The 23,299-nt window shown below is 54.6% G+C and carries 26 protein-coding genes; 12 read left to right on the top strand and 14 right to left on the bottom strand.

The features are described from left to right. Positions 1–9 precede the first annotated feature (9 nt). Positions 10–219 (bottom strand): TOBE domain-containing protein, encoded by a 210-nt coding sequence (locus JX360_RS03105; protein ID WP_244349112.1) that lies wholly within the window; start codon positions 217–219, stop codon positions 10–12. Positions 220–560: 341 nt separating this feature from the next. On the opposite strand from JX360_RS03105, the gene modA reads away from it, so the two are divergent. Beyond that, on the top strand, positions 561–1,334 hold the full coding sequence (gene modA, locus JX360_RS03100) for a molybdate ABC transporter substrate-binding protein (protein WP_244349111.1): 774 nt from the start codon (positions 561–563) through the stop codon (positions 1,332–1,334). Between the two features lie 70 nt (positions 1,335–1,404). After that, complete coding sequence (gene modB / locus JX360_RS03095; protein ID WP_244349110.1) at positions 1,405–3,210, top strand: molybdate ABC transporter permease subunit; 1,806 nt, start codon at positions 1,405–1,407, stop codon at positions 3,208–3,210. A 317-nt stretch (positions 3,211–3,527) separates the two neighbouring features. Here the strand turns inward: modB and JX360_RS03090 are convergent, their stop codons facing one another. From JX360_RS03090 to JX360_RS03060, 7 genes are all read right to left on the bottom strand, one after another. After that, on the bottom strand, positions 3,528–3,896 hold the full coding sequence (locus JX360_RS03090; protein ID WP_244349109.1) for a transposase: 369 nt from the start codon (positions 3,894–3,896) through the stop codon (positions 3,528–3,530). 184 nt (positions 3,897–4,080) lie between these two features. Next, entirely contained in the window at positions 4,081–4,545 is a 465-nt protein-coding gene (locus tag JX360_RS03085) for a hypothetical protein (RefSeq protein WP_244349108.1), read from the bottom strand. A 106-nt stretch (positions 4,546–4,651) separates the two neighbouring features. Beyond that, positions 4,652–5,668, bottom strand: coding sequence for a protein translocase subunit SecF (gene secF / locus JX360_RS03080; RefSeq protein WP_244349107.1), 1,017 nt, complete (start codon positions 5,666–5,668; stop codon positions 4,652–4,654). After that, positions 5,665–7,011, bottom strand: a complete 1,347-nt coding sequence (secD, locus tag JX360_RS03075; protein WP_244349106.1) for a protein translocase subunit SecD — start codon at positions 7,009–7,011, stop codon at positions 5,665–5,667. The genes secF and secD overlap by 4 nt, the downstream gene beginning before the upstream one ends. A gap of 146 nt (positions 7,012–7,157) precedes the next feature. Next, entirely contained in the window at positions 7,158–8,006 is an 849-nt protein-coding gene (locus JX360_RS03070) for an Rpn family recombination-promoting nuclease/putative transposase (protein ID WP_244349105.1), read from the bottom strand. Between the two features lie 32 nt (positions 8,007–8,038). Continuing rightward, positions 8,039–9,043, bottom strand: a complete 1,005-nt coding sequence (locus tag JX360_RS03065; RefSeq protein ID WP_244349104.1) for a tetratricopeptide repeat protein — start codon at positions 9,041–9,043, stop codon at positions 8,039–8,041. Positions 9,044–9,047: 4 nt separating this feature from the next. Then, on the bottom strand, positions 9,048–9,980 hold the full coding sequence (locus JX360_RS03060; protein ID WP_244349103.1) for a cation diffusion facilitator family transporter: 933 nt from the start codon (positions 9,978–9,980) through the stop codon (positions 9,048–9,050). A 166-nt stretch (positions 9,981–10,146) separates the two neighbouring features. Between JX360_RS03060 and JX360_RS03055 the strand changes: the two genes are divergently transcribed. The 3 genes from JX360_RS03055 (at position 10,147) to JX360_RS03045 (ending at position 13,718) form a co-directional block, all read left to right on the top strand. Further along, positions 10,147–11,607, top strand: coding sequence for a UDP-glucose dehydrogenase family protein (locus tag JX360_RS03055; protein WP_244349102.1), 1,461 nt, complete (start codon positions 10,147–10,149; stop codon positions 11,605–11,607). Positions 11,608–11,612: 5 nt separating this feature from the next. Continuing rightward, entirely contained in the window at positions 11,613–12,560 is a 948-nt protein-coding gene (locus JX360_RS03050) for a UDP-glucuronic acid decarboxylase family protein (protein WP_244349149.1), read from the top strand. A gap of 222 nt (positions 12,561–12,782) precedes the next feature. Then, complete coding sequence (locus JX360_RS03045) at positions 12,783–13,718, top strand: diguanylate cyclase (protein WP_244349101.1); 936 nt, start codon at positions 12,783–12,785, stop codon at positions 13,716–13,718. Between the two features lie 81 nt (positions 13,719–13,799). Here JX360_RS03045 and gcvH read toward each other — a convergent pair whose 3' ends face one another. Then, positions 13,800–14,189, bottom strand: coding sequence for a glycine cleavage system protein GcvH (gene gcvH, locus JX360_RS03040; RefSeq protein ID WP_244349100.1), 390 nt, complete (start codon positions 14,187–14,189; stop codon positions 13,800–13,802). Positions 14,190–14,348: 159 nt separating this feature from the next. Beyond that, positions 14,349–15,254, bottom strand: coding sequence for an alpha/beta fold hydrolase (locus JX360_RS03035; RefSeq protein ID WP_244349099.1), 906 nt, complete (start codon positions 15,252–15,254; stop codon positions 14,349–14,351). Positions 15,255–15,381: 127 nt separating this feature from the next. Between JX360_RS03035 and JX360_RS03030 the strand changes: the two genes are divergently transcribed. Both JX360_RS03030 and JX360_RS03025 read left to right on the top strand, forming a co-directional pair. Then, complete coding sequence (locus JX360_RS03030) at positions 15,382–16,329, top strand: NAD(P)H-dependent glycerol-3-phosphate dehydrogenase (protein ID WP_341830523.1); 948 nt, start codon at positions 15,382–15,384, stop codon at positions 16,327–16,329. Positions 16,330–16,584: 255 nt separating this feature from the next. Further along, the gene (locus tag JX360_RS03025) at positions 16,585–16,950 is read left to right on the top strand and encodes a response regulator (protein ID WP_244349098.1); all 366 of its coding nucleotides are present in this window, start codon (positions 16,585–16,587) and stop codon (positions 16,948–16,950) included. Between the two features lie 48 nt (positions 16,951–16,998). Here the strand turns inward: JX360_RS03025 and phnE are convergent, their stop codons facing one another. From phnE to JX360_RS03010, 3 genes are all read right to left on the bottom strand, one after another. Then, complete coding sequence (phnE, locus tag JX360_RS03020; RefSeq protein WP_244349097.1) at positions 16,999–17,793, bottom strand: phosphonate ABC transporter, permease protein PhnE; 795 nt, start codon at positions 17,791–17,793, stop codon at positions 16,999–17,001. After that, complete coding sequence (gene phnC / locus JX360_RS03015) at positions 17,790–18,566, bottom strand: phosphonate ABC transporter ATP-binding protein (protein WP_244349096.1); 777 nt, start codon at positions 18,564–18,566, stop codon at positions 17,790–17,792. Before phnC ends, phnE begins: the two co-directional genes overlap by 4 nt. A gap of 67 nt (positions 18,567–18,633) precedes the next feature. Next, positions 18,634–19,497 carry a phosphate/phosphite/phosphonate ABC transporter substrate-binding protein gene (locus JX360_RS03010; RefSeq protein WP_244349095.1) on the bottom strand — a complete coding sequence of 288 codons (864 nt, stop codon included), beginning with the start codon at positions 19,495–19,497 and terminating at the stop codon, positions 18,634–18,636. 490 nt (positions 19,498–19,987) lie between these two features. Here JX360_RS03010 and JX360_RS03005 point away from each other — a divergent pair, with 490 nt between their 5' ends. The 3 genes from JX360_RS03005 (at position 19,988) to JX360_RS02995 (ending at position 21,283) form a co-directional block, all read left to right on the top strand. Next, entirely contained in the window at positions 19,988–20,497 is a 510-nt protein-coding gene (locus JX360_RS03005) for a type IV pilin protein (RefSeq protein ID WP_244349094.1), read from the top strand. An 82-nt stretch (positions 20,498–20,579) separates the two neighbouring features. Then, positions 20,580–20,921, top strand: a complete 342-nt coding sequence (locus JX360_RS03000) for a hypothetical protein (protein ID WP_244349093.1) — start codon at positions 20,580–20,582, stop codon at positions 20,919–20,921. Next, the gene (locus JX360_RS02995; RefSeq protein ID WP_244349092.1) at positions 20,882–21,283 is read left to right on the top strand and encodes a hypothetical protein; all 402 of its coding nucleotides are present in this window, start codon (positions 20,882–20,884) and stop codon (positions 21,281–21,283) included. Before JX360_RS03000 ends, JX360_RS02995 begins: the two co-directional genes overlap by 40 nt. Before the next feature lie 46 nt (positions 21,284–21,329). Here the strand turns inward: JX360_RS02995 and JX360_RS02990 are convergent, their stop codons facing one another. Next, on the bottom strand, positions 21,330–22,286 hold the full coding sequence (locus JX360_RS02990) for a sigma-70 family RNA polymerase sigma factor (protein ID WP_482147546.1): 957 nt from the start codon (positions 22,284–22,286) through the stop codon (positions 21,330–21,332). Positions 22,287–22,554: 268 nt separating this feature from the next. Here JX360_RS02990 and JX360_RS02985 point away from each other — a divergent pair, with 268 nt between their 5' ends. Then, positions 22,555–22,722, top strand: a complete 168-nt coding sequence (locus JX360_RS02985; RefSeq protein WP_244349090.1) for a DUF2256 domain-containing protein — start codon at positions 22,555–22,557, stop codon at positions 22,720–22,722. Positions 22,723–22,787: 65 nt separating this feature from the next. Beyond that, positions 22,788–23,252 carry a phosphate-starvation-inducible PsiE family protein gene (locus JX360_RS02980; RefSeq protein ID WP_244349089.1) on the top strand — a complete coding sequence of 155 codons (465 nt, stop codon included), beginning with the start codon at positions 22,788–22,790 and terminating at the stop codon, positions 23,250–23,252. The last annotated feature ends 47 nt before the right edge of the window (positions 23,253–23,299 follow it).

Raw genomic sequence — 23,299 nt, 5'->3', positions numbered from 1 at the left:
AATCCACCGCTAGTCCACAGCGATGATCACATCGGAGGCTTTGATGGCAGCATAGGCTTCTTTCCCAACTTCTATACCCAAGCGTTCGGCGGATTGCTTGGAAATAATGCCCGTCACTTCTAGCCCTGGCGCAATCTCCAGGACAATTTCAGCACTAACCATGCCCACATTGATACTTTTTACAGTTCCCTTAAAGAGGTTCCGGGTACTCATTTGCATAACTTTTTCCTCCATCAGAGCAGTAGGGGAAGTAGACAAAGTGGACGAAAAGTCAAGATTACGCAGTAACTCCCTCAACACATCCGTTTTGGTGCGCTGGGTCTGAGCACAGAAGCGTTCTAGGTGTTTCCGTTCGGTCTCGGACGTCTGAAAGGTGATCCAGCCTCGACTTTTCCTTGGCATTTTATCCCTCAATGATTTTCTGTGTGTTCAAGTTGTTACCAAAAAAGTTGACACTCTGGCCCTAATCCCAAGCCTGGTAAGCCAGAATACCAAAAAAGTTGGTAAGTTCTTATATCTTGAGTGCAATTGAGTGTCATCGATGGTTTTAATAACCCGCCATGAGACGAAGAACTGCACTCTTATTCACATGCTTATTCACAGGGATCCTGACTGCTGCTGCCCTTTTTCTGGCGGGGGATCCCACCCCGGCCCAGTCCCAGTCCATTTTGGTGGGTGCTGCGGTGAGCCTTCAGCCAGCCTTGACGGAGATTGACGCGCTGTTTAAGGCTGCCCATCCCGACATTCAGATTGAGTACAACTTCGCCAATTCTGGCTTTATCCAACAACAGGTGGAGCAGGGAGCACCTGTGGATGTGGTGTTTTTGGCAGCGGCTTCCTTTATGAACTCACTTGAGGAGCAAAATCTGTTGGTGGCGGGATCCCGACGGGATCTTCTCAGTAACCGCATGGCCTTGATCGTGCCTGCCGATTCTGATGCGACAATCGAAGACTTCGCCGGACTGACGGCAGACGAGATCCAGATCCTCTCTATCGGCGATTTACAAGCTATGCCCGCCGGACGATATGCCGAGGAGATTCTCACCGAAGTGGGGGTGTTTGAGGAACTGCGGCCCAAGATGGTCTTTGCCAGCACGGTACGGGAAATTTTAACGGCGGTGGAGCAGGGCAACGCCGATGCTGGGATCCTGTTTACTTCTGATGCTCAATTGTCCGATCAGGTGCGGGTGGTGGCCACAGCGGATCCGCTGACACCGATTGTCTATCCGGCAGCTTTGGTGCGGGATACCCCCGCGGCTCGGGCCTATCTGGAGTTTTTGACCACAGAGGAAGCCGAAGCGGTGTTTTTGGAGTATGGCTTTATCCGTCTGTAAGGGGATCCCGTCCTGAATGCGTTTTGAATCGGGGATGACCCCCTGTGATGACCTATGTGAGTAACCCCGAATGAGTGACTACAATCTGTCCCCATTGTGGATCTCGTTGCGGATTGCCGGGCTGGCCACTGCTATCACCTTTGTGCTGGGGACACTGGCGGCCTATGGAATGCTGCACTATCGGGGTCGCTGGCGCTCTCTGATTGAAGCGGTCTTAATTGCTCCGCTGGTGCTGCCACCGACGGTGGTGGGGTTTGCGTTGCTGCTGGTGTTTGGGCGGCGGACAATCTTGGGGCAACTCTTGGCCTCGCTGGATCTGTCGGTGATCTTCACCTGGTATGCCGGGGTGATCACGGCGGTGGTGGTGGCTCTGCCCTTGATGTACCGCACGGCCCTGGGATCCTTCCAGCAGATCGACCCGACGCTTCTGGCAGCAGCCCGCACACTGGGGGCCAGCGGGGTCAGGGTCTTTGGGCAGGTGTTGCTCCCCTTGGCCTTGCCAGGGATCCTGGCCGGGGTCACCCTTAGTTTTGCGCGGGCCTTGGGGGAATTTGGGGCCACCTTGATGCTGGCGGGCAACATTCCGGGCCGCACCCAAACCCTATCTATGGCCATCTTCTTTGCGGTGCAGGCGGGGGATATGCGGGGGGCAGCCCTTGGCTCAGCCCTGATCCTGATGCTGTCGCTGGGGGTGGTGACGGGGGTGAACCTCTGGTTTCAACGGCAGCCCCTGCAAAGGCACCGATCCCGAAACCCATCTCTACGGGTTGCAGCAGTGCCCTCGACCCTGGCCAACAGGGATCCTGGTGCTCCGGCCCCGCGCCTCTGGGTGGATATCCACAAACGGTTGCCCCACTTTGAATTGCGGGCTCATCTCACCAGCCGGGGTCAGCCCCTAGGACTGTTGGGGGCCTCTGGCTCTGGCAAAAGTCTGCTGTTGCGCTGCATTGCCGGCATTGAAACCCCGGATGCCGGGCGCATCCTGCTCAACGACCGGGTATTGTTCGATGCCGAGCAAGGGATCCGACTGCCCAGTGCCCAACGACGGGTCGGGGTCATCTTCCAAAACTATGCCCTATTTCCCCATCTCACGGTGGGGCAGAATATCGCCTTCGGGATCCCTGCCGGGTTGAGTGAGACAGAAAAGCAGGAGCGGATCCAGGCTCAGCTCAAGTCCATTCAGCTCAAAGGATGGGAAAACCGTTACCCCAGCGAGCTCTCAGGGGGACAGCAGCAGCGGGTCGCCCTGGCTCGTGCCCTTGCCTCCGATCCGGAGATTTTGCTGTTGGATGAGCCTTTTTCGGCGTTGGATACCCACCTGCGCAGCCATCTCGAACACCAGATGAGCGAGATCCTGGCGGACTACAAGGGGGTGACGATTTTGGTGACCCACAACATGGAGGAAGCCTTTCGGCTGTGTGAAGATCTGGCGGTGCTAGAACACGGTCAGATTGTGGCCCAGACCGATAAGCGGCGCTTGTTTGAGGCTCCCCCCTGTCTCAGCATTGCCCAACTAACAGGGTGCAAAAATATCTCGCGGGCGCAACCCCTTGGCCCCCAATGGATAGCGGCTCTAGATTGGGGCTGTGAGCTGCAAATACAGGGATCCCGGTCGGGAGAGCATATCGCCATTCGTGCCCATCACCTCGCCTTGAGGCGGGATGGATCCCTTCCCAACACCTTTCCCGCCTGGTTGGTCAAATGGAGCGAAACCCCCCATCGCTTTACCCTCTTTTTTAAGCTCAATAGCCCGCCCTCCCATAGCCAAGACTATCACTTGCAAGCAGAAGTCTTGCGGGAACGGTGGCAAGAGATGCAAAATTGGGGATCCCCGTGGTGGCTACAATTGGATCCTAGCCATTTAATGATGTTCTGAGAATGTCACAAACTGCTGGCTGTTCTTCCTGGAAGACCCAAAAATGAGTATGGTTATTTGTCTTCATTGGGAAGGCCATGGATTGCCCTAGGCCGGAGTTACAGCCCTTTAATGCCCCGCAGTCGCGTGTCGCGTAGCATTAGCGTTGCGTAGCAACAATGCCTACGGCAGGCTGCGCCACCCCAAAAGTAAGCGCGGGTTTGCTGCAACAACGGTTGTGTCCCTAATCCATTTTGAAAGTGCTAGGGTGCTCCGCACCGCTGTAGTGTATGGGCTTGCCTCAGTCATTGACTTTGTCTTAACCAGATTTGTCTTAACTAGATTTCTGGTTTTGCCTTTTCTTCCGCAGTTAGGTCTTCATTATTCTTAAGTATGATTCTTCTTGAGCCTTTTTCTGTGAGTCGAGACTGTCGTCTAAATTTGTCTAATTCTTTGACAGCTCTCTGCATCACATGAAATCTGTCATAGACAATATGTGCTTTGGGAAATACCGGCTTGACTACCCTGGCAAATCCAGCCCATATATCGATGCTAACCTCTTCGATATTCAGCCTCTCTTCCTCTGTCCATAGGCTTTCTAGGTATTCAGTAAGCTCTTCCGCCTTGTGAACATCAATCACCTCAATGAGGCAATGATTCTCCAAATTGCTGATAACTGTCACATATTGATTATGCCCTTTTCGCATGCTTACTCCGCACGACCCGGAGGGTCATCGTGCTCCGCACGACCCGGAGGGTCATCGTCTCGAAAGCTTTAGGGGAACGTTTGAAGACCCAGGATGCTGTAGCCTTGTGCGAGAGCCTGGGGGAGAAACCGATAACCTAACCGATAACCTAAAGAACCCCCTGGCTTCTAGCCACGGGGAGTCGTCAGTCTTTTGCAGCTGAGTTCTGCGGATCTTGAGGGGAGAGTGTTCGTACCAACCAGCGCCGCAAGGGGTGCCGTACCGGGAACGAGAGGATCCAACGGGATTGCTGCTCTAGCATGATCCGCTCGATTGGATATAAGCCGAACAGCTCATAACGACTTTGGGCGATCAGAATCCCCATCGTAAAGCTGACGCAGAGCAGCAGGCCCAAGGTCGGCCACCCCGGTCGGTAAAACAGAGCATACCGTAAGCCCGTCCAAGTGAAATAGCTGAACAAGCGGCCTAGATCCACTCGCAACGCCCATAGGCTAGGGATCCCGACCAACAGCCACAACAGGCCCAAAAAGACGAAACTACCGCCGTGATAGAGCCGCAACAAGCGCTTGGCTACCGGAGAAAGCGATTGAACGCTAGAAGAAGAAGCCTTCTCACCATCAACAGAACCAGAACCATGAGGGGCGGGCATGAGGATCCTAGTAACCAACATCCCACTGTGATGGGGCCTTCGCCATCATAGCTTTATCGATAGGGATCCCTGAGCGCCACCCTAGTTGAGACCCTCATTGAGACCCTCAACTCCCTTGGGCTGTCACCTCAACCGGATCTCCATTCTCCGGATCCCCATCATCAACAATGCGAGCCGAACGCTGCTGCCGCCACCACACCAGCAAGGGGCTAGCGATAAAAATGCTGGAATAAACCCCCAAAGCAAAACCCACCAGCAGTGCAATCGCAAATCCCTTCAAGGTCGCCCCACCCAAAATGGCAATGGCAATCAGGGGCAACATCGTCGTTAGGGTGGTATTGAAGGAGCGGGCAAAGGTTTGGTTCAAGGACAAGTTCACCACCTCTGCAAAGCTAACTTTGCGGCTAACCAGGCGCAGATTCTCCCGAATACGGTCGTAGATCACCACCGTGTCATTGACGGAAAAGCCAATAATCGTCAGCAGTGCCACCACAAACAGGCTATCCACCTCCATGCCCACCGTCAGACCCAAGAGGGCAAACAGCCCTATGGTCAGTACCACGTCGTGCAAAAGGGCTACGATGGCAAAAACGGCGTAGTCCAACTGGAAGCGCAGCGTCAGATAGACCACAATTAACCCGAAGGAGATCACCACTGCCAGAATGCCCGAACGGAGCAGCAGCCTTCCTACCGTCGGGCCCACAGTCTCAACCAAATTACGCTCAAACGGGCCAACCTCCTCCCGCAAAGTGGCTTCCACCGCCAACCGTTCCTCCTCGGAAAGGGGTGGCATCCGGATCAAGGCTTCTTGGCTGGTACTGGTATCCAGTTGAATGACACTACTGCCCAGGTTGTGCTCTTGGAGGGCTTGACGCAGCTCCTCTGTGGTGACGGGTTGCTCAAAGCTTAGGTCTAGCAACGTGCCCCCGGAAAAATCCAACCCCAAGCGCAGCGGTGTACCGAAAGAGGCCAAACAAAAGGCCATGCTGGTCAGACCCACCACCAACACCGCCAACGAGAGAGTGAACCACAGCTTGCTGCGCTTGACAATATCGAAGCGATAATTCAGTTGATGGGGGACTTGCAGCGTTGGATCTGTCGGGGATATCTCCTGAGTGGTCATGATTGGGACACCTCCATCCGAACACCATAAAACTGAGGTTTGCGCAAACTCGGGATCCCCATTGCTGCCAAAAGCAAGGTACGGGTACAGGTCAGGGCCGTAAAGAAACTAACCAAGATACCAATGCCAAGGGTCACCGCAAACCCTTTCACCAAGCCAATCCCCAGCCAGAAGAGCACGCCACAGACCAAGAGGGTGGTGATGTTGCTATCCAAAATGCTGCTAAAGGCGCGGTTAAACCCTTCCGAAATGGACTTATAGAGGGATTTTCCTTCCCGTAATTCTTCCTTGATGCGCTCAAAAATCAACACGTTGGCATCCACCGCCATCCCAATACTGAGAATAAAGCCCGCGATCCCCGGCAGGGTCATGGTTACCCCGAGCAACTGGAACAACGCAAAGGTGCAGAGGGCATAAATCAACAGCGCCACATCGGCAATTAACCCCGGCAACCGATAGTAAGCCACCATAAAGATAAATACCAGCACAATACCCCCGATGCCGGCATAGAGGCTTTGCCGCACACTCACCTCCCCAAGGGTGGCCCCGACGGTGCGGTTTTCAATCACCTGGATGCGGGCCGGCAAGGCTCCTGCTTTCAGTTTGACCGCCAGATCGTTGGCGGTTTCCACCGAAAAATTTCCTGTAATCACGGCTGTTCCGCCAGTAATGCCAGTACGGGCAAACTCCGCTCCCACCACTGGCGCACTGATCAGCACATCATCCAAGAAAATGCCAATCGGACGACCTGTCCCCGCCAAATCACGGGTCAGCTGAGTAAATTTTTCTGCCCCCTCCGGCTTAAATTCCAGCAGCACCTCCCAATTTTGGGATCCCCGTCTGGGAGCTTGGGGGTAAGCATTGCGTAGCAAATCCCCGGTTAGGCCCACGTGTTCAAACAGGGCATCGGGATCCTCACCGGCGGTTACCTCCCCCAATTCATTACGGGGCAAGGTATTCGCGGGCACCAAGCCTTTGCGAAACTCCAATTGGGCGGTATCCCCCAGTAGGGCAATGGCGCGATCCGGATCCGCCACCCCTGGCAACTGCACAAACAGGCGATCTTGACCACTGATTTGTACCAACGGCTCGGCTACCCCCAACCCATTGATGCGCTGCTGAATCACAGCCTCTACTCCCTGCATCACCTCGGAGGTAATCTCAGTCACTTCCTCGGTGGGCAGGGCTTGCAGGGTGAGTTGGGTTCCCCCCTTGAGATCAAGACCCAGGCGTACTTCTCGGCTAAAGCCCAGGTAGACAAAAGCCACCACCACCGCCAGGATGAGAATCAGCCCCCGCAAAAAGGCAAGCCGATTGAGCAATGAACCCGAGGATTTAACCATACTGCTGGAGGTGTGAAGAACACTGGCGCACCCAACCTGAACTCCTCAGGATTTTGGCGCTTACTGATCCTATCTCACACGGGATCCCTGGTTTGACAATGCTAGGAACGGTGATGCTAGTGGCGGGATCCCGAATAGATCAACCTTTAGCCCAGTGATAGCCAATTCCTCAAATCAGCCAGGGATGTAAAGTCTAGAAGAACTTCACTCAAGGTTTCCAGTTGTTCTAACGGTAAAGTCCGAATTTGACTTTGCAGCTCCTCAGGTATTTCTCCCACCTTTCGCCGCAGTTGTCTCAAAGTCATTTCTGCTTCCCCTTGCCGAATCCCCTGAGCAAGCCCTTGCTGGATCCCTTCTTGAATGACCTCTTGGTAAAACCGGGTCTGTCTCAAATCTTGTGTACCAAACATCTCCCCGATCTCCTCCCGACTCATACCTGGAAACTTGTACACCACCAACGTCTCTAAAAAATCAACCAGTTGCTCTCGCAGCTCTGGGTCTGTGAATTGCTCCTGACTCTTTTTTAGCAGGGATCCCACTTGTCTCCTAGCTACTGCCCCTGGTGCAACTACAAATCGTAGGGTAGCTACCCCGAAACCTTCCCCCTGCAGTTGATCCAGATAAACTCGGGCCACTCTGCCGCTATCCAGGAGTTCTCGGTAGTGCTCAAACCCTCCGCCTTCTGCGCCTACATGGGGGTAAATGACCACAGCCCGCCAATCGCCACAGATTTTGTGTCGGGACAAGTAGAGAAAGATTTCTGCAAACAGCCGCGCATACAATCTCTCATCCCGCTGAAACTGGATTTCCACAAAAAAGAGGGGATCCCCTTGCTGCTGAGGGAGGAAGAGGCCATCGATACGGAAGGCGAGTTGTTTGACCTCGATGGAGCTGAAGCGATAGTTTTCAGCTAACTGGGTTGGCAAGCCCAGAATTTCAAAGAGCAACCCCGGATAGAGCTGGAAGAAGCGGTAGAAGAGAGAGTCAGTTTCCATTTGGTTTCAGTTTATTCTCACCTGTTTCGGTCTTATCTCTTGAAATAAGGGATCCTGTTCTGGGTGTCTAATGGCTGGTTTTGAGCGGCAGCTTGGACAGCCCTAAGGTGGTGAGGGTAGTAGGTGCGGGCATATTCGCTCCGCCAGATACTGGATCCCTGCAACACCTCCCGATCCGCTCGGATTGCCTTGACCCCAGTTCGATAGGCATCAGCAAAGCGCCCCAGAGGCATGTAGATATGGGCAGGCATGTGCAGCAGGTGACCAGCAGCGGGGACCAGCGTTTCCAAGCGTTGCGCACTGGCTAGGGCTTTCTCGGGGGTTGGGGATCCCTCTAGAGCGTGGATGTAGAGGTGATTGGCCCCCGGATGGTCGGGATCCTGAGTGAGTACCCCTTCCAGAGTGGCAAGGATCTCTTGCGTATAAGGCCCTGGCTGGCCAGAAGGGATCCAATAGTGCCCTGGAGAGAGCAGCATTAGGGCTTCGGCGTAGAGGGTGGCCGCATCCAGATCTTCTGGGAAAAGGGTGGTCAGGCTGCGCATCGCCCCGGCATAGGTGAGGGCCGATTGTTGGTCCTCTTCGGGCTCAGAGGAGGGGTGGCGTTGAGACAGTGCCCAGAGATACGCTCGTTCCTCAGGGGTTTGGGCAAGCGCGCGCCCGATAGCCAGTCGGTGCAAAATCTTGGGGTCTGTCCCTTTCGGATCCGCCAAGTTTGGCCCCAGGGCATATGCCATTCCCCAGTAGCATAGAGCACAGCCGGGATCCCGTTCGATAGCGGCTTGAAAGGAAGCCACAGCCGCTTCCCGGTTGAACCCGTACAACCAGATCAACCCCTGGTCAAAATAGCGTTGGGCAACGGGATCCTCTGTTTCAATCGGGTGGTGCAGGGATCCCAATCCGTCCATGAGGGGAAAGGTGGGTTGTTCCGCCGAGAGCCAGGCGAAAGTGCCCCGCACCGCTGACGCGAACAAAAGTCCGCAACCCAAGCCGATACACAGGAGCAGAAGAACAATAACCCCCGCAATCCGTCTGAACATGCTTTCAAGAAAAGGACTCTGTCCCGCTCACGCGATCGGATCCCTCAATGTAGGAGTAGGGCTCTAAGTGAATGGTGGCCCGCACGGCTCCATAGCGCTCCCGCAACAGTTGCTCCACTTCTTCGGTAATCCGGTGGGCCGACTCGATATCCTGCGGTTCCACCACCATGTGCATTTCAATGAAAATCATCTGCCCAGGGATCCCACGCGAGGTAATTTCGTGGCAATCCAGCACCCCCGGCAAATTCATGACCAGATCCCGCAAGGCTTTGGGGGGAATGGCCACACTGTCGGTTAAATAGGGAACATTTTCCCGCAACACCTCCCATCCACTCCAAAACACCAGCAAGCCGACGGGAAAGGCTAGGGCTTGATCCAACCAGGTGATACCCCAGCGCACCCCCACCAACCCCAGTAACACCGTCAGCGTCACCCAAACATCACTGAGGGTATGGCGGGCATCTGCCAACAACAAGCGGCTGGAGAGAGCCTTGCCCCGTTGGTGCTCGTAAACGGTGACGAAAATGTTGATGCCCAGCACCCCCACCATCAACATCAATGTCAGTTCATCGATTTCCAGACGGGGAGCTGGTTCAAAAAACCGTCCAATCGCCGTGCGCAAAATCTCAAAACTGGCCATGCCCAAAAAAGCAGCGATCCCCAAAGCACCGATGGATTCAAACTTGGTGTGTCCGTAGGGATGTTCGGCATCCGGTTCCGGTGAAGAAAAACGCATCGCCAACAGGCCAAGGATGTTGCTGGCAGTGTCGGTGGAGGTATGTAAGGCATCGGCAATCAAACTCAGGGATCCCGTCATCAAGCCCAAAACAAACTTGACGAGAAACACCAGAATGTTCAGTCCCAGGGTGATATACAGCACCTTTTGCACCTGGCGCTGACGATGCCCTGAGACCCCACTGGAAGCCAACAGACTCACAAACCTAGGAAGAAGACCACCCCTTATTCTGCCATTGGCGACTAGCAAAAACCGATTTCCCTTGATCTCAGGGCTTGGGGATCCCGGCAGGCGGGGTATCTTGGGAGCAGGATGCGGGGAGTTCTGGTTCATTGGATACACCAAGCAACTGGAGAAGGGCTTGCTTATGCGCGTTGCGGTCATTGGCACCGGCTACGTCGGGTTGGTGACAGGGGCTTGTTTGGCCCATCTCGGTCATCACGTCATCTGTGTGGACAACAACCCGGCCAAAATTGAAGGGCTACAACGGGGTCGGTTGCCCATTTATGAGCCTGGGCTGGAGGACTTGGTGCGGGAGGGCTCTGCCAGTGGCCTGTTGCAGTTCACCACCGATTTACGCACCGGGATCCAAAACAGCCAGGTGGTGTTTATTGCCGTCGGTACACCCGCCCTACCCAGCGGGGATCCCGACCTGCGCTATGTGGAGGCGGTGGCACGGGAGATTGGCCAACAGTTAGACGAGCAGTATCGGGTCATCGTCAACAAGTCCACCGTACCGATTGGGTCGGGCGACTGGGTGCGCATGATCATCCTGGATGGGGCGGCAGAGACCGCCAAGCAACGATTGAGTAGCCCAGAAGAGGGCAAGGTAGAAGTTCTGTCAGAAAGGGATCCCGATGGGGAGCTAGGGGGAGTGGTTACCCAAGGACTCCGTCCCGCTAGCGCGAGCAGCGAATCCTGTTGGATGCCGCAGTTTGATGTGGTGAGCAACCCGGAATTTTTGCGGGAGGGCAGCGCCATCCACGACACCTTCAACCCCGACCGCATCGTGGTCGGATCCGAGAGTCCGCGGGCCATTCAGATCATGCGGGAACTCTACGAGCCGATTTTGAGCCGGCAAAAGGGTCTCAGTGGGGATCCCGTGCCTTGGGTGGTGACGGATCTGGCCTCTGCCGAGATGATTAAGTATGCTGCCAACGCCTTCTTGGCCACCAAAATCAGTTTTATCAACGAGATCGCCAACATTTGTGAGCGCACCGGAGCGGATGTGACGCAGGTGGCGGATGGGATCGGCCTAGACAAGCGGATTGGCCGAGCTTTTTTGAATGCAGGGTTGGGCTGGGGGGGCAGTTGCTTCCCTAAGGATGTGGCGGCTCTGATCCAAACGGCAGCCGATTATGGGTACGAAGCCCGTTTGTTGCGGGCCACCGTCGAGGTAAACCAACAGCAACGGCAACGGTTGGTGGAAAAACTGCAACAGGCCCTGAAAGTTCTGAAGGGGAAAACCATTGGCTTACTGGGCCTCACCTTCAAACCCAATACCGACGACATGCGGGATGCTCCATCTTTGAGCTTGATCGAACATCTGCACAAGCTGGGGGCGAAAGTAAAAGCGTATGATCCGATCGTGTCAGGCTCCGGGATCCGCGAAGGGCTGGCCCATGTGGTGGTGGAAACCGATGTGCTGCGGCTGGCTCAGGATTGTGATGCCCTGGTTTTGGTGACCGAGTGGCAGGAGTTTCAATCGTTGGATTACAGTCATCTGGCGGGCCTGATGCGGCGGCCCTTGTTGATCGATGCTCGTAACTGCTTGGATCGACAGGCCTTGCGGCAGGCGGGCATGACCGTATTGGGGATAGGGTGGTGAGTGCTTTGAAAATTCTGGTCACTGGCGGCATGGGGTTTATTGGCTCCCACTTGGTGACACGACTGCTGCAAGAAGGGCATCAGGTCATCTGCCTGGACAATGGGTACACCGGTCGTCGGCTCAATATTCAAATCCATCTGGACAACCCTGCTTTTCAACTCATCCTGCAGGATGTTGTCGATCCTCTGCCGGCAGCCTTGGAACACTCCGGCATCCAGCAGATCTACCACTTGGCCTGCCCCGCCTCCCCACCCCACTACCAAGCCGATCCAATCCGTACCATTCGCACCAGCGTTTGGGGCACCTACAACCTCTTGCAACTGGCCCAGAAAACGGGAGCTAGATTCCTGCTGGCCTCCACTTCAGAAGTGTACGGGGATCCCTTGGTCCACCCCCAACCGGAGGACTACTGGGGACATGTCAACCCGATTGGCCCAAGGGCTTGCTACGACGAATCCAAGCGCTTGGCAGAAACTCTGGCTTTTGATTGGCAGCGACAACATTCCATTGAAATCCGGGTGGCCCGCATTTTCAACACCTATGGCCCAGCGATGCGAGAGGATGATGGCCGGGTGGTCAGCAACTTCATCGTCCAGGCTTTGCGGGGGGATCCCTTGACCGTCTATGGAGATGGATCCCAGACCCGCAGTTTTTGCTATGTCTCCGACTTGGTGGAAGGCTTGGTGCAGCTGATGAAGGGATCCCATACCGGCCCGATCAATTTGGGCAATCCGAACGAGTTCACGATCCTGGAGTTGGCCCAACAGGTCTTAGCCCTCACAGGCAGTGCTTCGGTGATCGCCCATCACCCTTTACCAGAAGATGATCCCAAACAGCGGCAGCCGGACATTCGCAAGGCCCGTACCCTCTTGGCTTGGGAACCCCGCGTTCCGCTGCATGAGGGGTTGCAGCTGACCATTCCCTATTTCCGCCAACGGCTAGGGTTGGGCTAGGGATCCCTTCCCCCATCCCCATGAGTTGCCAAACCCCAACTTTGCCTTCCCAACAACAGAGAAGGCCGGATGGATATCGACAAAACGCGGAGCGTGATTCAGCGGTTTTACTGAGCGAACAGGTGAGTAAAATAATTTAAATTGTAGAGAATACTACCTAGAAGATACTCCCTGCGTCCTTCTCACCCCTGATTGCAACCCATGACTCTGTGATTGCAACCCATGACTCTGTCCGTTATGCCCCTGGATCCCATCTCCTATTCTCAAGAAGAGCCAACCACCCAAGTTCCGGAAGAGTCCTATGCGCGTGGATCCCGTGGCAGATCTGTGGAGGCATTTTTGACGGTGCTCAGTGGGGCCAATGCAGGCCTGACCCTGCCCCTTCGGGGGGGTATGGTTGTGGGGCGGGGTAGCAATGCAGATATTCAGCTGGCGGATTACGGCATTTCCCGGCAGCACTGTCGGCTGGATGTGGAGAGTGAGCGCTACATTCTCACTGACCTAGGGAGCTTAAACGGCACCTACGTCAATGGCGAGCGCATTACGCGCATTCCTCTTCTGGAGGGGGATCGCATTCAAATTGGGGCCAGTACCCTCAAATTTGCCTACTACGACTCGGTGGAAGAGGCATTTTTTCTGCAAATGGCCAGCGCCGCCATTTACGATCCCCTAACGGGCTTGTACAATCGGCGCTTTTTTATGGAGCAACTGGAGTTGGAGATTCGCTTTGCCCAGCGCCATCAGACCTCCCTCTACGTGCTCTACTTCGACCTGGACGGGTTCAAGCAGGTCAACGATCAATGGGGCCATTTGGCTGGGGATCAAGCCCTGATGCAAGCAGCACACCGGTTGCAAGCCCAAGTACGCAAAGAAGATCTGTTGGCTCGTTTGGGTGGGGATGAATTTGCTCTCATGGTGCGAGGGATCCAAGAATCCCAGGTCTTGCGGTTAGCGGAACGGTTTCGTCAGGCCATCGAGTCCTTGTCCTTAGAGATAGGAGAGATAGGCTCCGAGCTTGTGTCCTTTACCTGTAGCATCGGCATTGCCTCGATGTTCAGGCTCAGAGGAGAAATCAGCCGCCAAAACTTGCTGGCTGCAGCCGATATGGCCCTCTACCAAGCCAAATCTGGTGGGCGCAACCGTGTGGTTTTGCTCTGAGTAGTGAGTTGAAGCGGACAAAGGGAGCCTTCCAGGAACAGGACTGGAGGAATCCTGTTAGAAATACTGGAGAAATGGGGTTCAGGAGCCTTCCACCAAGCTGGCATAGGCCTCAGCACTGATCATCTCATCGAGCTCTTCAGGGTTGGCAATGCGCACCTTGAGTAGCCACCCATCCCCGTAGGGATCGTCAGCAATACTCTCAGGGCTATCGACCACAGTCTTGTTCACCGCCACCACTTCTCCCGAGAGAGGTGCGTAGAGATCCTCCACCGCTTTCACCGATTCCACCGAGCCGAAACTTTCCCCCTTCTCCAGCTCGGATCCCTCTTCTGGCAGACCCACAAAGACAATATCCCCCAACTGATCGACGGCATAAGCGGTGATGCCAATCACGGCAATATCATCCTCGACGCGGATATACTCATGGCTATCCACGTAGCGCAGGTGGGATGGATATTCCAGGGCCATGGGGATTCTCTCGATGCAGGATTCAGTGGATCATTTTAGTCGGAAAGAGCCCCCACGCCTATCTCATCAGAGAGATTCAGAGTCTTTGAGAGCAGATGGAGACAAATTGAGATGAGATCAGCTCTCTTTGACTTACTCTTTGACTTAAGAGATTAGAAATCAAAGAAACTCCATCAGCAGCCGATTCACGGTTTGTGGGGCCTCCTGCTGGGCCCAATGGCCACATTCGGGGATGTATTCCTTGCGAATGCCGTTGGGGAAAAACGAGTCCATGCCTTCGGTCAGTTCACGGCTGAGGGCAAAGTCTTCTTCTCCCCAAATCAGCAGGGTGGGGGCGAGGATCTGCCGCATCGGTTCCAAAAATAGGTTTTGCAACGTCGGTAGATTAAAGAGCTGGCGGTAGTAGTTGAGGGCGGAGGTGAGCACCTTGGGTTTGGCCAAAGCCTCTTGATAGAGTTGCAAATCGTGACGGGTAAAGGCACTTTTGCGCACGGATGTCTCCTGAAAGATGCGGCGTACCCAGTCGGCTAGATCCCGTTGCAGTAGCCACTCTGGCAACCAGGGCAATTGAAAAAAGAACATGTACCAACTGCGCCGTACTTGATCTAGGTTGCTGAGAAACTCACGCCGAAAACAGGCGGGATGGGGAGAGTTGAGAACCGCCAACTTGCGAATTTGCTCCGGGAAAAACTGCGCCCAGTGCCAAGCAATCGCGCCTCCCCAATCGTGGGCGACTACCGATGCGGTTTTCGCCCCAAAGTAGGTGAGCAGGCCGCGCATATCCTGGGTGAGGGTATCCAGATCGTAGCCGTGGTCGGGCTTGTCAGAATCGTTGTAGCCGCGCATGTCGGGTACCACAACCCGGAAGCGCTGCGCCAGGACCGGGATTTGATGCCGCCAGGAATACCAAAATTCGGGGAACCCATGCAGCAAAATCACCAACTCCCCTTCCCCTTGGGTGACATAGTGCAGTTGAATGCCATTGGTAAAGGCATAACCGTGCTGCCAACTCCCCATTTTGGCCGTCACGTCAGAAGGGAGGCGCGGGATCCCTGCTTCCGCCATGTCGTTTGCTCTGAGTCTGAACAGGTGATTGAGTATCCGTCCATACTAACCTTTGCGGTTGTTTTGCTGGGCTTGTGGGTCGCTGCAGGAAGAGGGCACCGGCGCGAATGGCCTCTGGAGGTATGCGGTGAAGGATAGCGCTACGGAACGACTGGCAACATCGACTCAAACCATCGCCATTTTAGGGGCGGGGGCTTGGGGGAGTACGCTAGCTATGCTGGCCCAGGCCCAAGGACATCGAGTTCGTGTCTGGGATCGCCGAACTGCTCCTGACCTGGCTGGAGTTTTGCAGGGGGCAGAGGTGATCGTTTCGGCGGTGTCGATGGCGGGGGTACGCCCGTTAGCAGGAGCGGTACAAAAAATCGGGATCCCTCCCCAAGCCATTTTGGTCTCGGCCACCAAGGGATTGGATCCAGTGGAACTCCTGACCCCCACCCAAATTTGGGCTGCGAATTTTCCCAATCAGGCGGTGGTGGTGCTGTCGGGGCCGAATCTCTCGGTGGAGATCCGCCAGGGGTTGCCTGCTGCGGCTGTTGTCGCCAGCCGGGATCCCTGGGCCGCCACCCAGGTGCAACGGGCCCTCTCTTCAGACCGCTTTCGTCTCTACACCAGCAGCGATCCGATTGGGGTGGAATTGGGGGGCACCCTAAAAAATGTGATCGCTATTGCTGTTGGCGTGTGTGATGGGTTGCAGCTGGGCACCAATGCCCGTTCTGCTCTGGTAACGCGCGGGTTGGCAGAAATGATCCGGGTGGGATCCCGGTTGGGGGCACGGCCCGAAACCTTGAATGGCCTGTCGGGACTGGGGGATTTGCTGGCCACCTGTCATAGCCCCCTCAGCCGCAACTACCGGGTGGGTTATGGATTGGGGCAAGGGAAACCGTTAGGACAAGTGTTGGCGGAAATTGAAGGTACCGCTGAAGGGATCCACACCGCGCCCGTTTTGCTGAAGATTGCCGCTCAACATGGGATCCCGGTGCCCATTACTCACGAAGTGCAGTTGTTGTTGCAGGGACAAACCACTCCCGTAGCCGCTTTGGCCCGACTGATGGAACGTCAGCTCAAATCTGAGTAACTCCTTTTACTCGTAGGATTACTGAGAGACTTGTTCCCACTGGAGGTTAGTTAGGTCGTGGGATCCCGCAAGTGAGCGATTTGGCGGAGGCTTCCATCCCAAAAATTTCCCTATACTTTCTCTATCGGCTTGTATATCTGTGCTGCACAAGGCTGGGAAAACAGGTTAATAGCTTGGTCTGGAGTTCTGTTTTGCCTTCTCTCGAGGAGAAGCCTACCTTTTACTCATGTCTAAACGAAAGCCTACCTTTTACTCATGTCTAAACGAATCTTGATTATCGAAGACGAACCCCCCATTCGCACCTATCTGCAAAAGCTGCTGCGACGGGCCGGATATGACACCCTAGCTGCTACCGATGGGGAAGAAGGGCTGAACTTGGTGCGCTCTCTACTGCCTGATCTGGTGTTGTGTGATGTGGTAATGCCCAAACTGAATGGCTATGGGGTACTGGATGCCCTGAAGCGGGATCGGGCTACTGCCCATATTCCTTTTGTGTTTCTCTCGTCCAAAACCCATTGTGCAGACATCGAACAGGGACTGCGCCTGGGTTCTGATGCTTACCTAACGAAACCAATTGAACAAACTCATTTATTGGGAATCATTGCCGCTCAGTTGGGCTAGATAATGTCGACAATCTAGACAATCTAGATCAGTCAATCTAGATCAAATCTAGATCAGTTTAGAACGGGCGTAGCTGGAAACTGCATCGATCAACAACACCACCCCAAACACAATCAAAATCAACACTGCTGTGCTGCGATAATCGAAAAAGCTGAGGTAGGTGCGCAACAGTTGGCCGATTCCACCTGCACCCACAAACCCCAAAACGGTGGAGGCGCGCACATTAATCTCGAAGATATACAACACATAGGAGGCCATGGTGGCAGCAATTTGAGGCACTACACCATAGACAATTTGCTGAATGCGCCCAGCACCCACTGCCTGTAAAGCCTCCAAAGGGCCAGGATCGATTGCTTCTACCGTTTCGCTACCCAGTTTGGCCAAAACAGAAGCTGTAAAAATAACGATCGCCACGACCCCTGGCAATGGCCCAAACGAGAGAATCCCGACACAAATGGCGGCATAGAGCAAATCCGGCACACTGCGCACCAAGGTTAAAAAGCCCCTTACTCCCCACATCACCACTGGATTAGCAGTCGTATTTCGGGATCCCAAAAAAATAAAAGGGATGGCCAGGATCCCGCCGAATAAAGTCCCCAAATAGGCAATTTGCAAGGTTTCTAGCAGAGGTTGCCCAATTTCCGGCAGAGCTCGCCAATCCAAAGGCCACATCTTGCCAAAAAAGGCGAAAAAATCCGGGATCCCTTGAGCAAGGGTCTGTAATGAGAAATTCGTGAAATGGGCGGAGGCCAAAAACAAAGCCAGGAAAATCGCCCAGGATCCGATCCCTACCAAGCGAGGTAGCAACGGGGGAGGTGGCAGGGTTGGAGGGGATCCCGTCATCTGATGGCCTGCCCCAATAGATCTTTTGCCTTGTCGATGGAACGGCCATAGATCTCGGTGAAGACCTGATCGGTGGCTTCGTCAGGTGTTCCATCGAACACCACCTCCCCCGCCCGCATTCCAATGATCCGATCAGCATAATCACGGGCCATGTCGATGAAGTGTAAATTCACCAACGTCGTAATTCCATCTTCACGGGTAATCCGTTTTAAGTCCCCCATCACAGCATTGGCGGTCGGCGGATCCAAGCTGGCCACCGGCTCATCCGCTAACATCACCTGCGGCTGCTGGGCCAGAGCGCGGGCAATCCCCACCCGTTGCTGTTGCCCTCCAGAAAGGGCATCGGCACGGACATAGGCTTTTTCCGGGATCCCGACCCGCTGCAAACAGGCATGGGCCATGAGCAGGTCGGATTTGGGGAAAAGACCCAGCAAACTGGCCATAGGATGGGCACTGCCCAACCGCCCCGACAACACATTGCGCAGGACAGTGGTGCGCTTCACCAAGTTATAGGTTTGGAAGATCATGCCGATCCCGGCCCGCATTTTGCGCAGCTCTGCCCCTCTAGCGCGGGTAATGGAGCGGCCTCCCACCCGTACCTCCCCTTTGGAGGGCACCACCAAGTTGTTAATGGTACGAATCAGGGTGGACTTACCTGCCCCCGACAAGCCGACAATGACAACAAACTGCCCCTTGGGAATGTCGAGGCTGATCCCCTTCAGGGCTTGGTACCCATTGGGGTAGGTAACTTCTACACCGTCAAAGCTGATCATGTTGCCAGGGAGGGTCGAGAAAAATCGGGATCCCCAACGGAAGGCGAGGATCCCTTTGAGCGTACTCTCAGTTGCGGCGGAAGGTACTGGACACTTCCCGCACAATGTCATAGGCGGAGGAGTCGATGGGAGCAAAGCCCGTCACGTTGAACAACGCTTCGGTGAGCTTTTTGCCCTCTTCTGTTTCAGCAATCTCGATCATCGCCGTGGCAATTTGCTCAGATAGGCCAGCCGGCAACCCGGAGCGCACCACTGTGCCATCGTTGGGAATATCAGAGGTATAGCCCAACACACACACCTTTTCATTCACATCAGGGTGATCGTTGGCAATGGTTGTCCGCGCATCTTCAAACGACACCGACACATCCACATCGCCGTTGTAAACCGCCAACACAGAAGCATCATGAGCGCCGGCAAAGATCGGCTGCATATCGACATTGGCATCGATATTGTGCTCATCCCTTAAAAACACAAAGGGGAACTGATAGCCCGAGGCAGACCCCGGATCCACAAAGGCAATGGTTTTTCCCTTCAAATCCTCGAAGCTGTTGATCTCGCCGCCACAGGGTATGTTGAACTGAGAACGATAGGTGGTGGATCCCCGCCGTACCGAAGCCAGGATCACCTCAGCATTGTGACGATCCACCGCTTCCACCAAAGCCGCAGGGCCGAACAGACCAATATCCACTCGGTTGGTGCCTATCGCCTCCACCAGGCCGGTATAGTCCGTGGAGACAAAGGTTTCCACCGGGATCCCGATTTTTTCACTGAGCAACTCGGCAAATGGATCGAGGCTATCGACAATGCGCTCGGCCTCACGGGAGGGCACCATGCCCAGCACCAACTTATCCGGGGTCGATTGGGCAAAAGCTTGAGTGCCAGCCAGAATGAGGCTTAGGCCAAGACCATAGGAAAGAGCTTGTTTGATCACAGTTGTGACTCCTAAATTGAGGGGTGAACGAGGGTTGAGGAATGGTCAACTCAGCGGCCCCAGCAGGCATAACACCCACATCCACAAAAAAGGGTAAACGAGAACCGCTCAAAACCCGTGTGTTCCCCAACACATTCAGCAGATTTTGCTGCCAAGCTATAGTCGCCTTCAGTTTCTCGCTTGTTCCCGCTTCAATATCCACTTCAATCGCTACGGGATCCACCCCATGGAGAGGCTCCTCAGGGATCCCGTCCACAAAGGAATGACCAGTTTGGAGAATGGTTCACCCTGAACCCAGCTTCATCTCAGCTTAATTTGAGATTGATTTCATGAAATTCTGGCCCAACAATTGCCGCCAAAATTGAGAATTTACGCAATCTTTAGGCAATCTAACGGAGAGAATTACAGAGTCTTGAAGGGTACTCTAAACCTAGAGGAAGGTTGGACTGTCAACACAAAAGTCTCTGTGCTATTTGGAGTTGTCTTTGCGATGAAGAAGCTTTCCATTCATGAAGCCTATCTAAAGAGAATGCTCTTCCGGCCAGCCGCTGCAACCTTGCAGGGCATGACGTTGATCGAATTGCTTGTCGTCATCGTCATCGTTGGGATCCTCAGCGCCGTAGCCATTCCCAGCCTGCTCACCCACATTCGCCGCTCCAAAGTTGCCGAAGCCCAAACCGCTTTGACAGCGATTAGTCGTGGGTCAGAGGTTTACCGCATGGACTTTACGGTTTATCCAACGGATTATGCTGATATTGAATTTGGTGGCATTCATGCGGATCGCTATTTGCAAGATCCATGGCAAGCCCCCAACTATCACCCTCCCGAAGTGGTTCCCCCAGTTCTTAACCTGACGGGTATTCGTTGGATGACTGAAGCGCGTATTTATGTGATCAGTACCGGGGATCCGCTGCGCTGTGACATCGGCCTTGGGGATCGCCGCCAAGAGGTCTTGCTTTCCGGTTACGACCTGCGCCACTCCTGCAATACCTATCAGTAATCCAATAGGTATTGGCGAATACCAGCTTGCCGATCCGCCTTAGGGAAGAATAAGTCTGTCTTTCCGTGAGGATCCCGGATTTATGCACGATATTGCTGCACTGCTGGATGATCTGACAGGGATCCCCTACTCGACGAATCTGAGCCAGGTGCGGGCCAAAAGCCGCGATATGACCCTCAGGTTTAGCCCCATCCTTAAGCAGGATCTCCAGGGTAAGTCGGCGGAGGTGGTGGTCACTCCCCATAGCCAGGCGGAGGTGATCCAAGTAGTGGCCGCTTGTGCGCGCCATCGGATACCCCTACTTCCCGATTGGGAGAGTTTGGCCCCCTCTATGAGTACACCTGGGGGCACACGGGTCTGTATGCCATCAAAGCGGGCATTTCTTTGTCCTATGCGTTGGGGCTTTTCCCACCCCATGACTTAATTGGTTCCATCGAGCGGGTTTGGCGACGGTTTCAATCCCTAGGCCCCCTTTGTCTGGAAATGAAACGGATGGATGGCCGGGGGGTGATGGCGCAGGGATCCCCGGTGTTTAACTTCGTCAGCAATGAACACATGATTCAAGTGATCCGGGAGATGGAAGCGGAGGGTGTGCATGTGCGCAACAGCCATACCTACCTCATCGAAGCAAGTGGCTTCAAAACCGTGGAGCCCGAGGAGCAAGCCTTTAAGCAGCGCATGGATCCCTACAACTTGCTCAATCCTGGCAAACTGAGCACCGCCAGCCCCAGGGATCCCGCTGGCAAAGCTGGACTGGATCTGGAGGTAACGGGCTGGAAAGCTTAAGTGATGAAGCGAAGAAAAGAGGATTGGGATGACAAGACAATTGGGATCAAAGGGAGATCATCCAATCTTCCAGGGTTTCCTGACGGCGGGGATGGCGCAATTTCCGCATGGCTCGAGCTTGAATTTGCCGAACCCGTTCCCGAGACAGACCAAACAGCTGGCCAATTTCGGAAAGGGTGTGCAGGTGGCCATCTTGCAAGCCGTAGCGCAGCTTGAGAATCTCCTGTTCCCGCGGGCTGAGCTGTTCGAGCAATTCCTCCAATTGGGCAGACAGAAGATGCAAGTCCATTTGCATTTCGGCGCTAGGGCCATTGGGAGCCTCAATCAACTGCATCAACTCGGTATCTTCCTCTTTGCCCACTCGCGCATGGAGGGAAAGGGTTTGGCGACCGGCTTCCAGAATGGCATCCAGCTTATCGGGGGAGATCTCCAAAGCTTCGGCAATTTCCGCTTGGGTAGGGCGACGATGCAAGGCTTCGGTGAGCTCCCGCCGGACGCGCTTCACCTGATTGAGCTTTTCCACCATATGCACCGGGATCCGCACCAAACGTGCTTGATTGGCCACAGCGCGGGTGATCCCTTGGCGAATCCACCAATAGGCATAGGTGGAAAATTTGTAGCCCCGCTCGTACTCAAATTTTTCTGCAGCTCGGATCAGGCCAATCGTGCCCTCCTGAATCAGATCCAGGAACGGCACGCCGCGATTCAGATACTTTTTGGCAATAGAAACCACCAACCGTAGGTTAGCCCGCACCAGTTCCCGCTTGGCCCGTTCCCCTGAAGCTCCACCTTCGGCAATCAACCGCCCCAGTTTCACCTCTTGTTCAGAATTAAGTAGAGGGTAGCGAGCCATTTCCCGCAGGAACATGCCCACAGAATCTTCAGAAGAAGCGGATGAAGAGCGAGAGCTGATGGGCTTGCTCTCCGCTAACCGTACCTCAACCCGTTTGGGCGCTGGGGGAGAATTCTGAACAGCCAAATCTGTATTCCGTTGGGATTTCATACGAATTTAAGGGGCCAAGCGGGCCAAAGGTCTTCATTGAAGAGTAGGCCAAGCAGCAGTTGACCCAAACCTCTCAAGGGATCCCTGCAACAAGCCGCAGAGACCTCACTCAATTTCAAGAGCCTACCCGATTTACCCCTCAGGTTTTGCAGAATTTAGCTTTTGCTAAGGTGGGGTGCGGGCCAAATCTACCCGTGATGGTAACGGTCAACACCAAGTCAGGATTGTTAAGCTGACTACAGAGTCAGACTTTGTTTTGCATCGTGCCATGGCACGCCAACGGAAGAAATCAGATTTGCCCAGCAAAATCTGTCTCACCTGCGGCAGGCCCTTCACCTGGCGCAAAAAATGGGCAGAATCTTGGCCAGAGGTGAAATACTGCTCCGATCGTTGCCGCAACCATCGCCCCAAAGGATCCCTGCCCTCTTCCGGCTGAAACCGTTGCGATGGATAATGTTGGCGTCCTGGCAGAGGGGCTAGAAGCCCTGTGGGGATGCGGCAATGCGTTGGCTCAAGTGGCTGTTCCACAATCCCCATGAAACCGAGGAGGAGGATCCCTTCCTGCGGAGCATCACCCGCCTGGAAAGTCTGGTTTCAAAGTTGCTTTCGATTTTGATGATCGGGCTGATCCTAGTGGCTGTGGTGGATTTGGCCCGGTTTTTGCTAATGGATCTACTGGTGGAGCCGACCGGATTTTTTTCCACCACCCTGATCGAGATCTTTGGCCTTTTTCTCAACATTCTGATTGCACTGGAAATTTTGGAGAACATCACCGCCTACTTACAGAAGCAGGTGGTCCAGGTGGAATTGGTGATCGTCACCTCTTTGATTGCGGTGGCCAGGAAGATCATCATCTTTGATTTTGAAAAGTTGGGGGGGCTGGATCTGATTGGGTTGGGGGCAGCCACCTTGGCCCTCTCGGTCAGCTATTGGTTGGTACGGCGGGCCAAACCCTCTTCTCAATGAACTACCGTCTATAGACCGTCTATAGAGCAGGCAGTGCAGCCGTCGCC

The organism is Thermostichus vulcanus str. 'Rupite', from assembly GCF_022848905.1.
GTDB classification, from domain to species: Bacteria; Cyanobacteriota; Cyanobacteriia; order Thermostichales; family Thermostichaceae; genus Thermostichus; species Thermostichus vulcanus_A.
Note: the sequence above shows the minus strand (reverse complement) of the source record. Positions and strands in the feature narration are given on the sequence as shown.

Coding starts and splice junctions, on each gene's coding strand:
- JX360_RS03085 (WP_244349108.1), bottom strand. CDS start 4,545: ATGCCCGCCCCTCATGGTTCTGGTTCTGTTGATGGTGAGAAGGCTTCT.
- modB (WP_244349110.1), top strand. CDS start 1,405: ATGAGTGACTACAATCTGTCCCCATTGTGGATCTCGTTGCGGATTGCC.
- modA (WP_244349111.1), top strand. CDS start 561: ATGAGACGAAGAACTGCACTCTTATTCACATGCTTATTCACAGGGATC.
- JX360_RS02980 (WP_244349089.1), top strand. CDS start 22,788: ATGCGTTGGCTCAAGTGGCTGTTCCACAATCCCCATGAAACCGAGGAG.
- phnE (WP_244349097.1), bottom strand. CDS start 17,793: ATGACGGGATCCCCTCCAACCCTGCCACCTCCCCCGTTGCTACCTCGC.
- JX360_RS03025 (WP_244349098.1), top strand. CDS start 16,585: ATGTCTAAACGAATCTTGATTATCGAAGACGAACCCCCCATTCGCACC.
- JX360_RS03035 (WP_244349099.1), bottom strand. CDS start 15,254: ATGGCGGAAGCAGGGATCCCGCGCCTCCCTTCTGACGTGACGGCCAAA.
- phnC (WP_244349096.1), bottom strand. CDS start 18,566: ATGATCAGCTTTGACGGTGTAGAAGTTACCTACCCCAATGGGTACCAA.
- secD (WP_244349106.1), bottom strand. CDS start 7,011: ATGGTTAAATCCTCGGGTTCATTGCTCAATCGGCTTGCCTTTTTGCGG.
- JX360_RS03090 (WP_244349109.1), bottom strand. CDS start 3,896: ATGCGAAAAGGGCATAATCAATATGTGACAGTTATCAGCAATTTGGAG.
- JX360_RS03065 (WP_244349104.1), bottom strand. CDS start 9,043: ATGTTCAGACGGATTGCGGGGGTTATTGTTCTTCTGCTCCTGTGTATC.
- JX360_RS03000 (WP_244349093.1), top strand. CDS start 20,580: ATGCACGATATTGCTGCACTGCTGGATGATCTGACAGGGATCCCCTAC.
- gcvH (WP_244349100.1), bottom strand. CDS start 14,189: ATGGCCCTGGAATATCCATCCCACCTGCGCTACGTGGATAGCCATGAG.
- JX360_RS03045 (WP_244349101.1), top strand. CDS start 12,783: ATGACTCTGTCCGTTATGCCCCTGGATCCCATCTCCTATTCTCAAGAA.
- JX360_RS03005 (WP_244349094.1), top strand. CDS start 19,988: ATGAAGAAGCTTTCCATTCATGAAGCCTATCTAAAGAGAATGCTCTTC.
- secF (WP_244349107.1), bottom strand. CDS start 5,668: ATGACCACTCAGGAGATATCCCCGACAGATCCAACGCTGCAAGTCCCC.
- JX360_RS03070 (WP_244349105.1), bottom strand. CDS start 8,006: ATGGAAACTGACTCTCTCTTCTACCGCTTCTTCCAGCTCTATCCGGGG.
- JX360_RS02990 (WP_482147546.1), bottom strand. CDS start 22,286: ATGAAATCCCAACGGAATACAGATTTGGCTGTTCAGAATTCTCCCCCA.
- JX360_RS03055 (WP_244349102.1), top strand. CDS start 10,147: ATGCGCGTTGCGGTCATTGGCACCGGCTACGTCGGGTTGGTGACAGGG.
- JX360_RS02985 (WP_244349090.1), top strand. CDS start 22,555: ATGGCACGCCAACGGAAGAAATCAGATTTGCCCAGCAAAATCTGTCTC.
- JX360_RS03105 (WP_244349112.1), bottom strand. CDS start 219: ATGCAAATGAGTACCCGGAACCTCTTTAAGGGAACTGTAAAAAGTATC.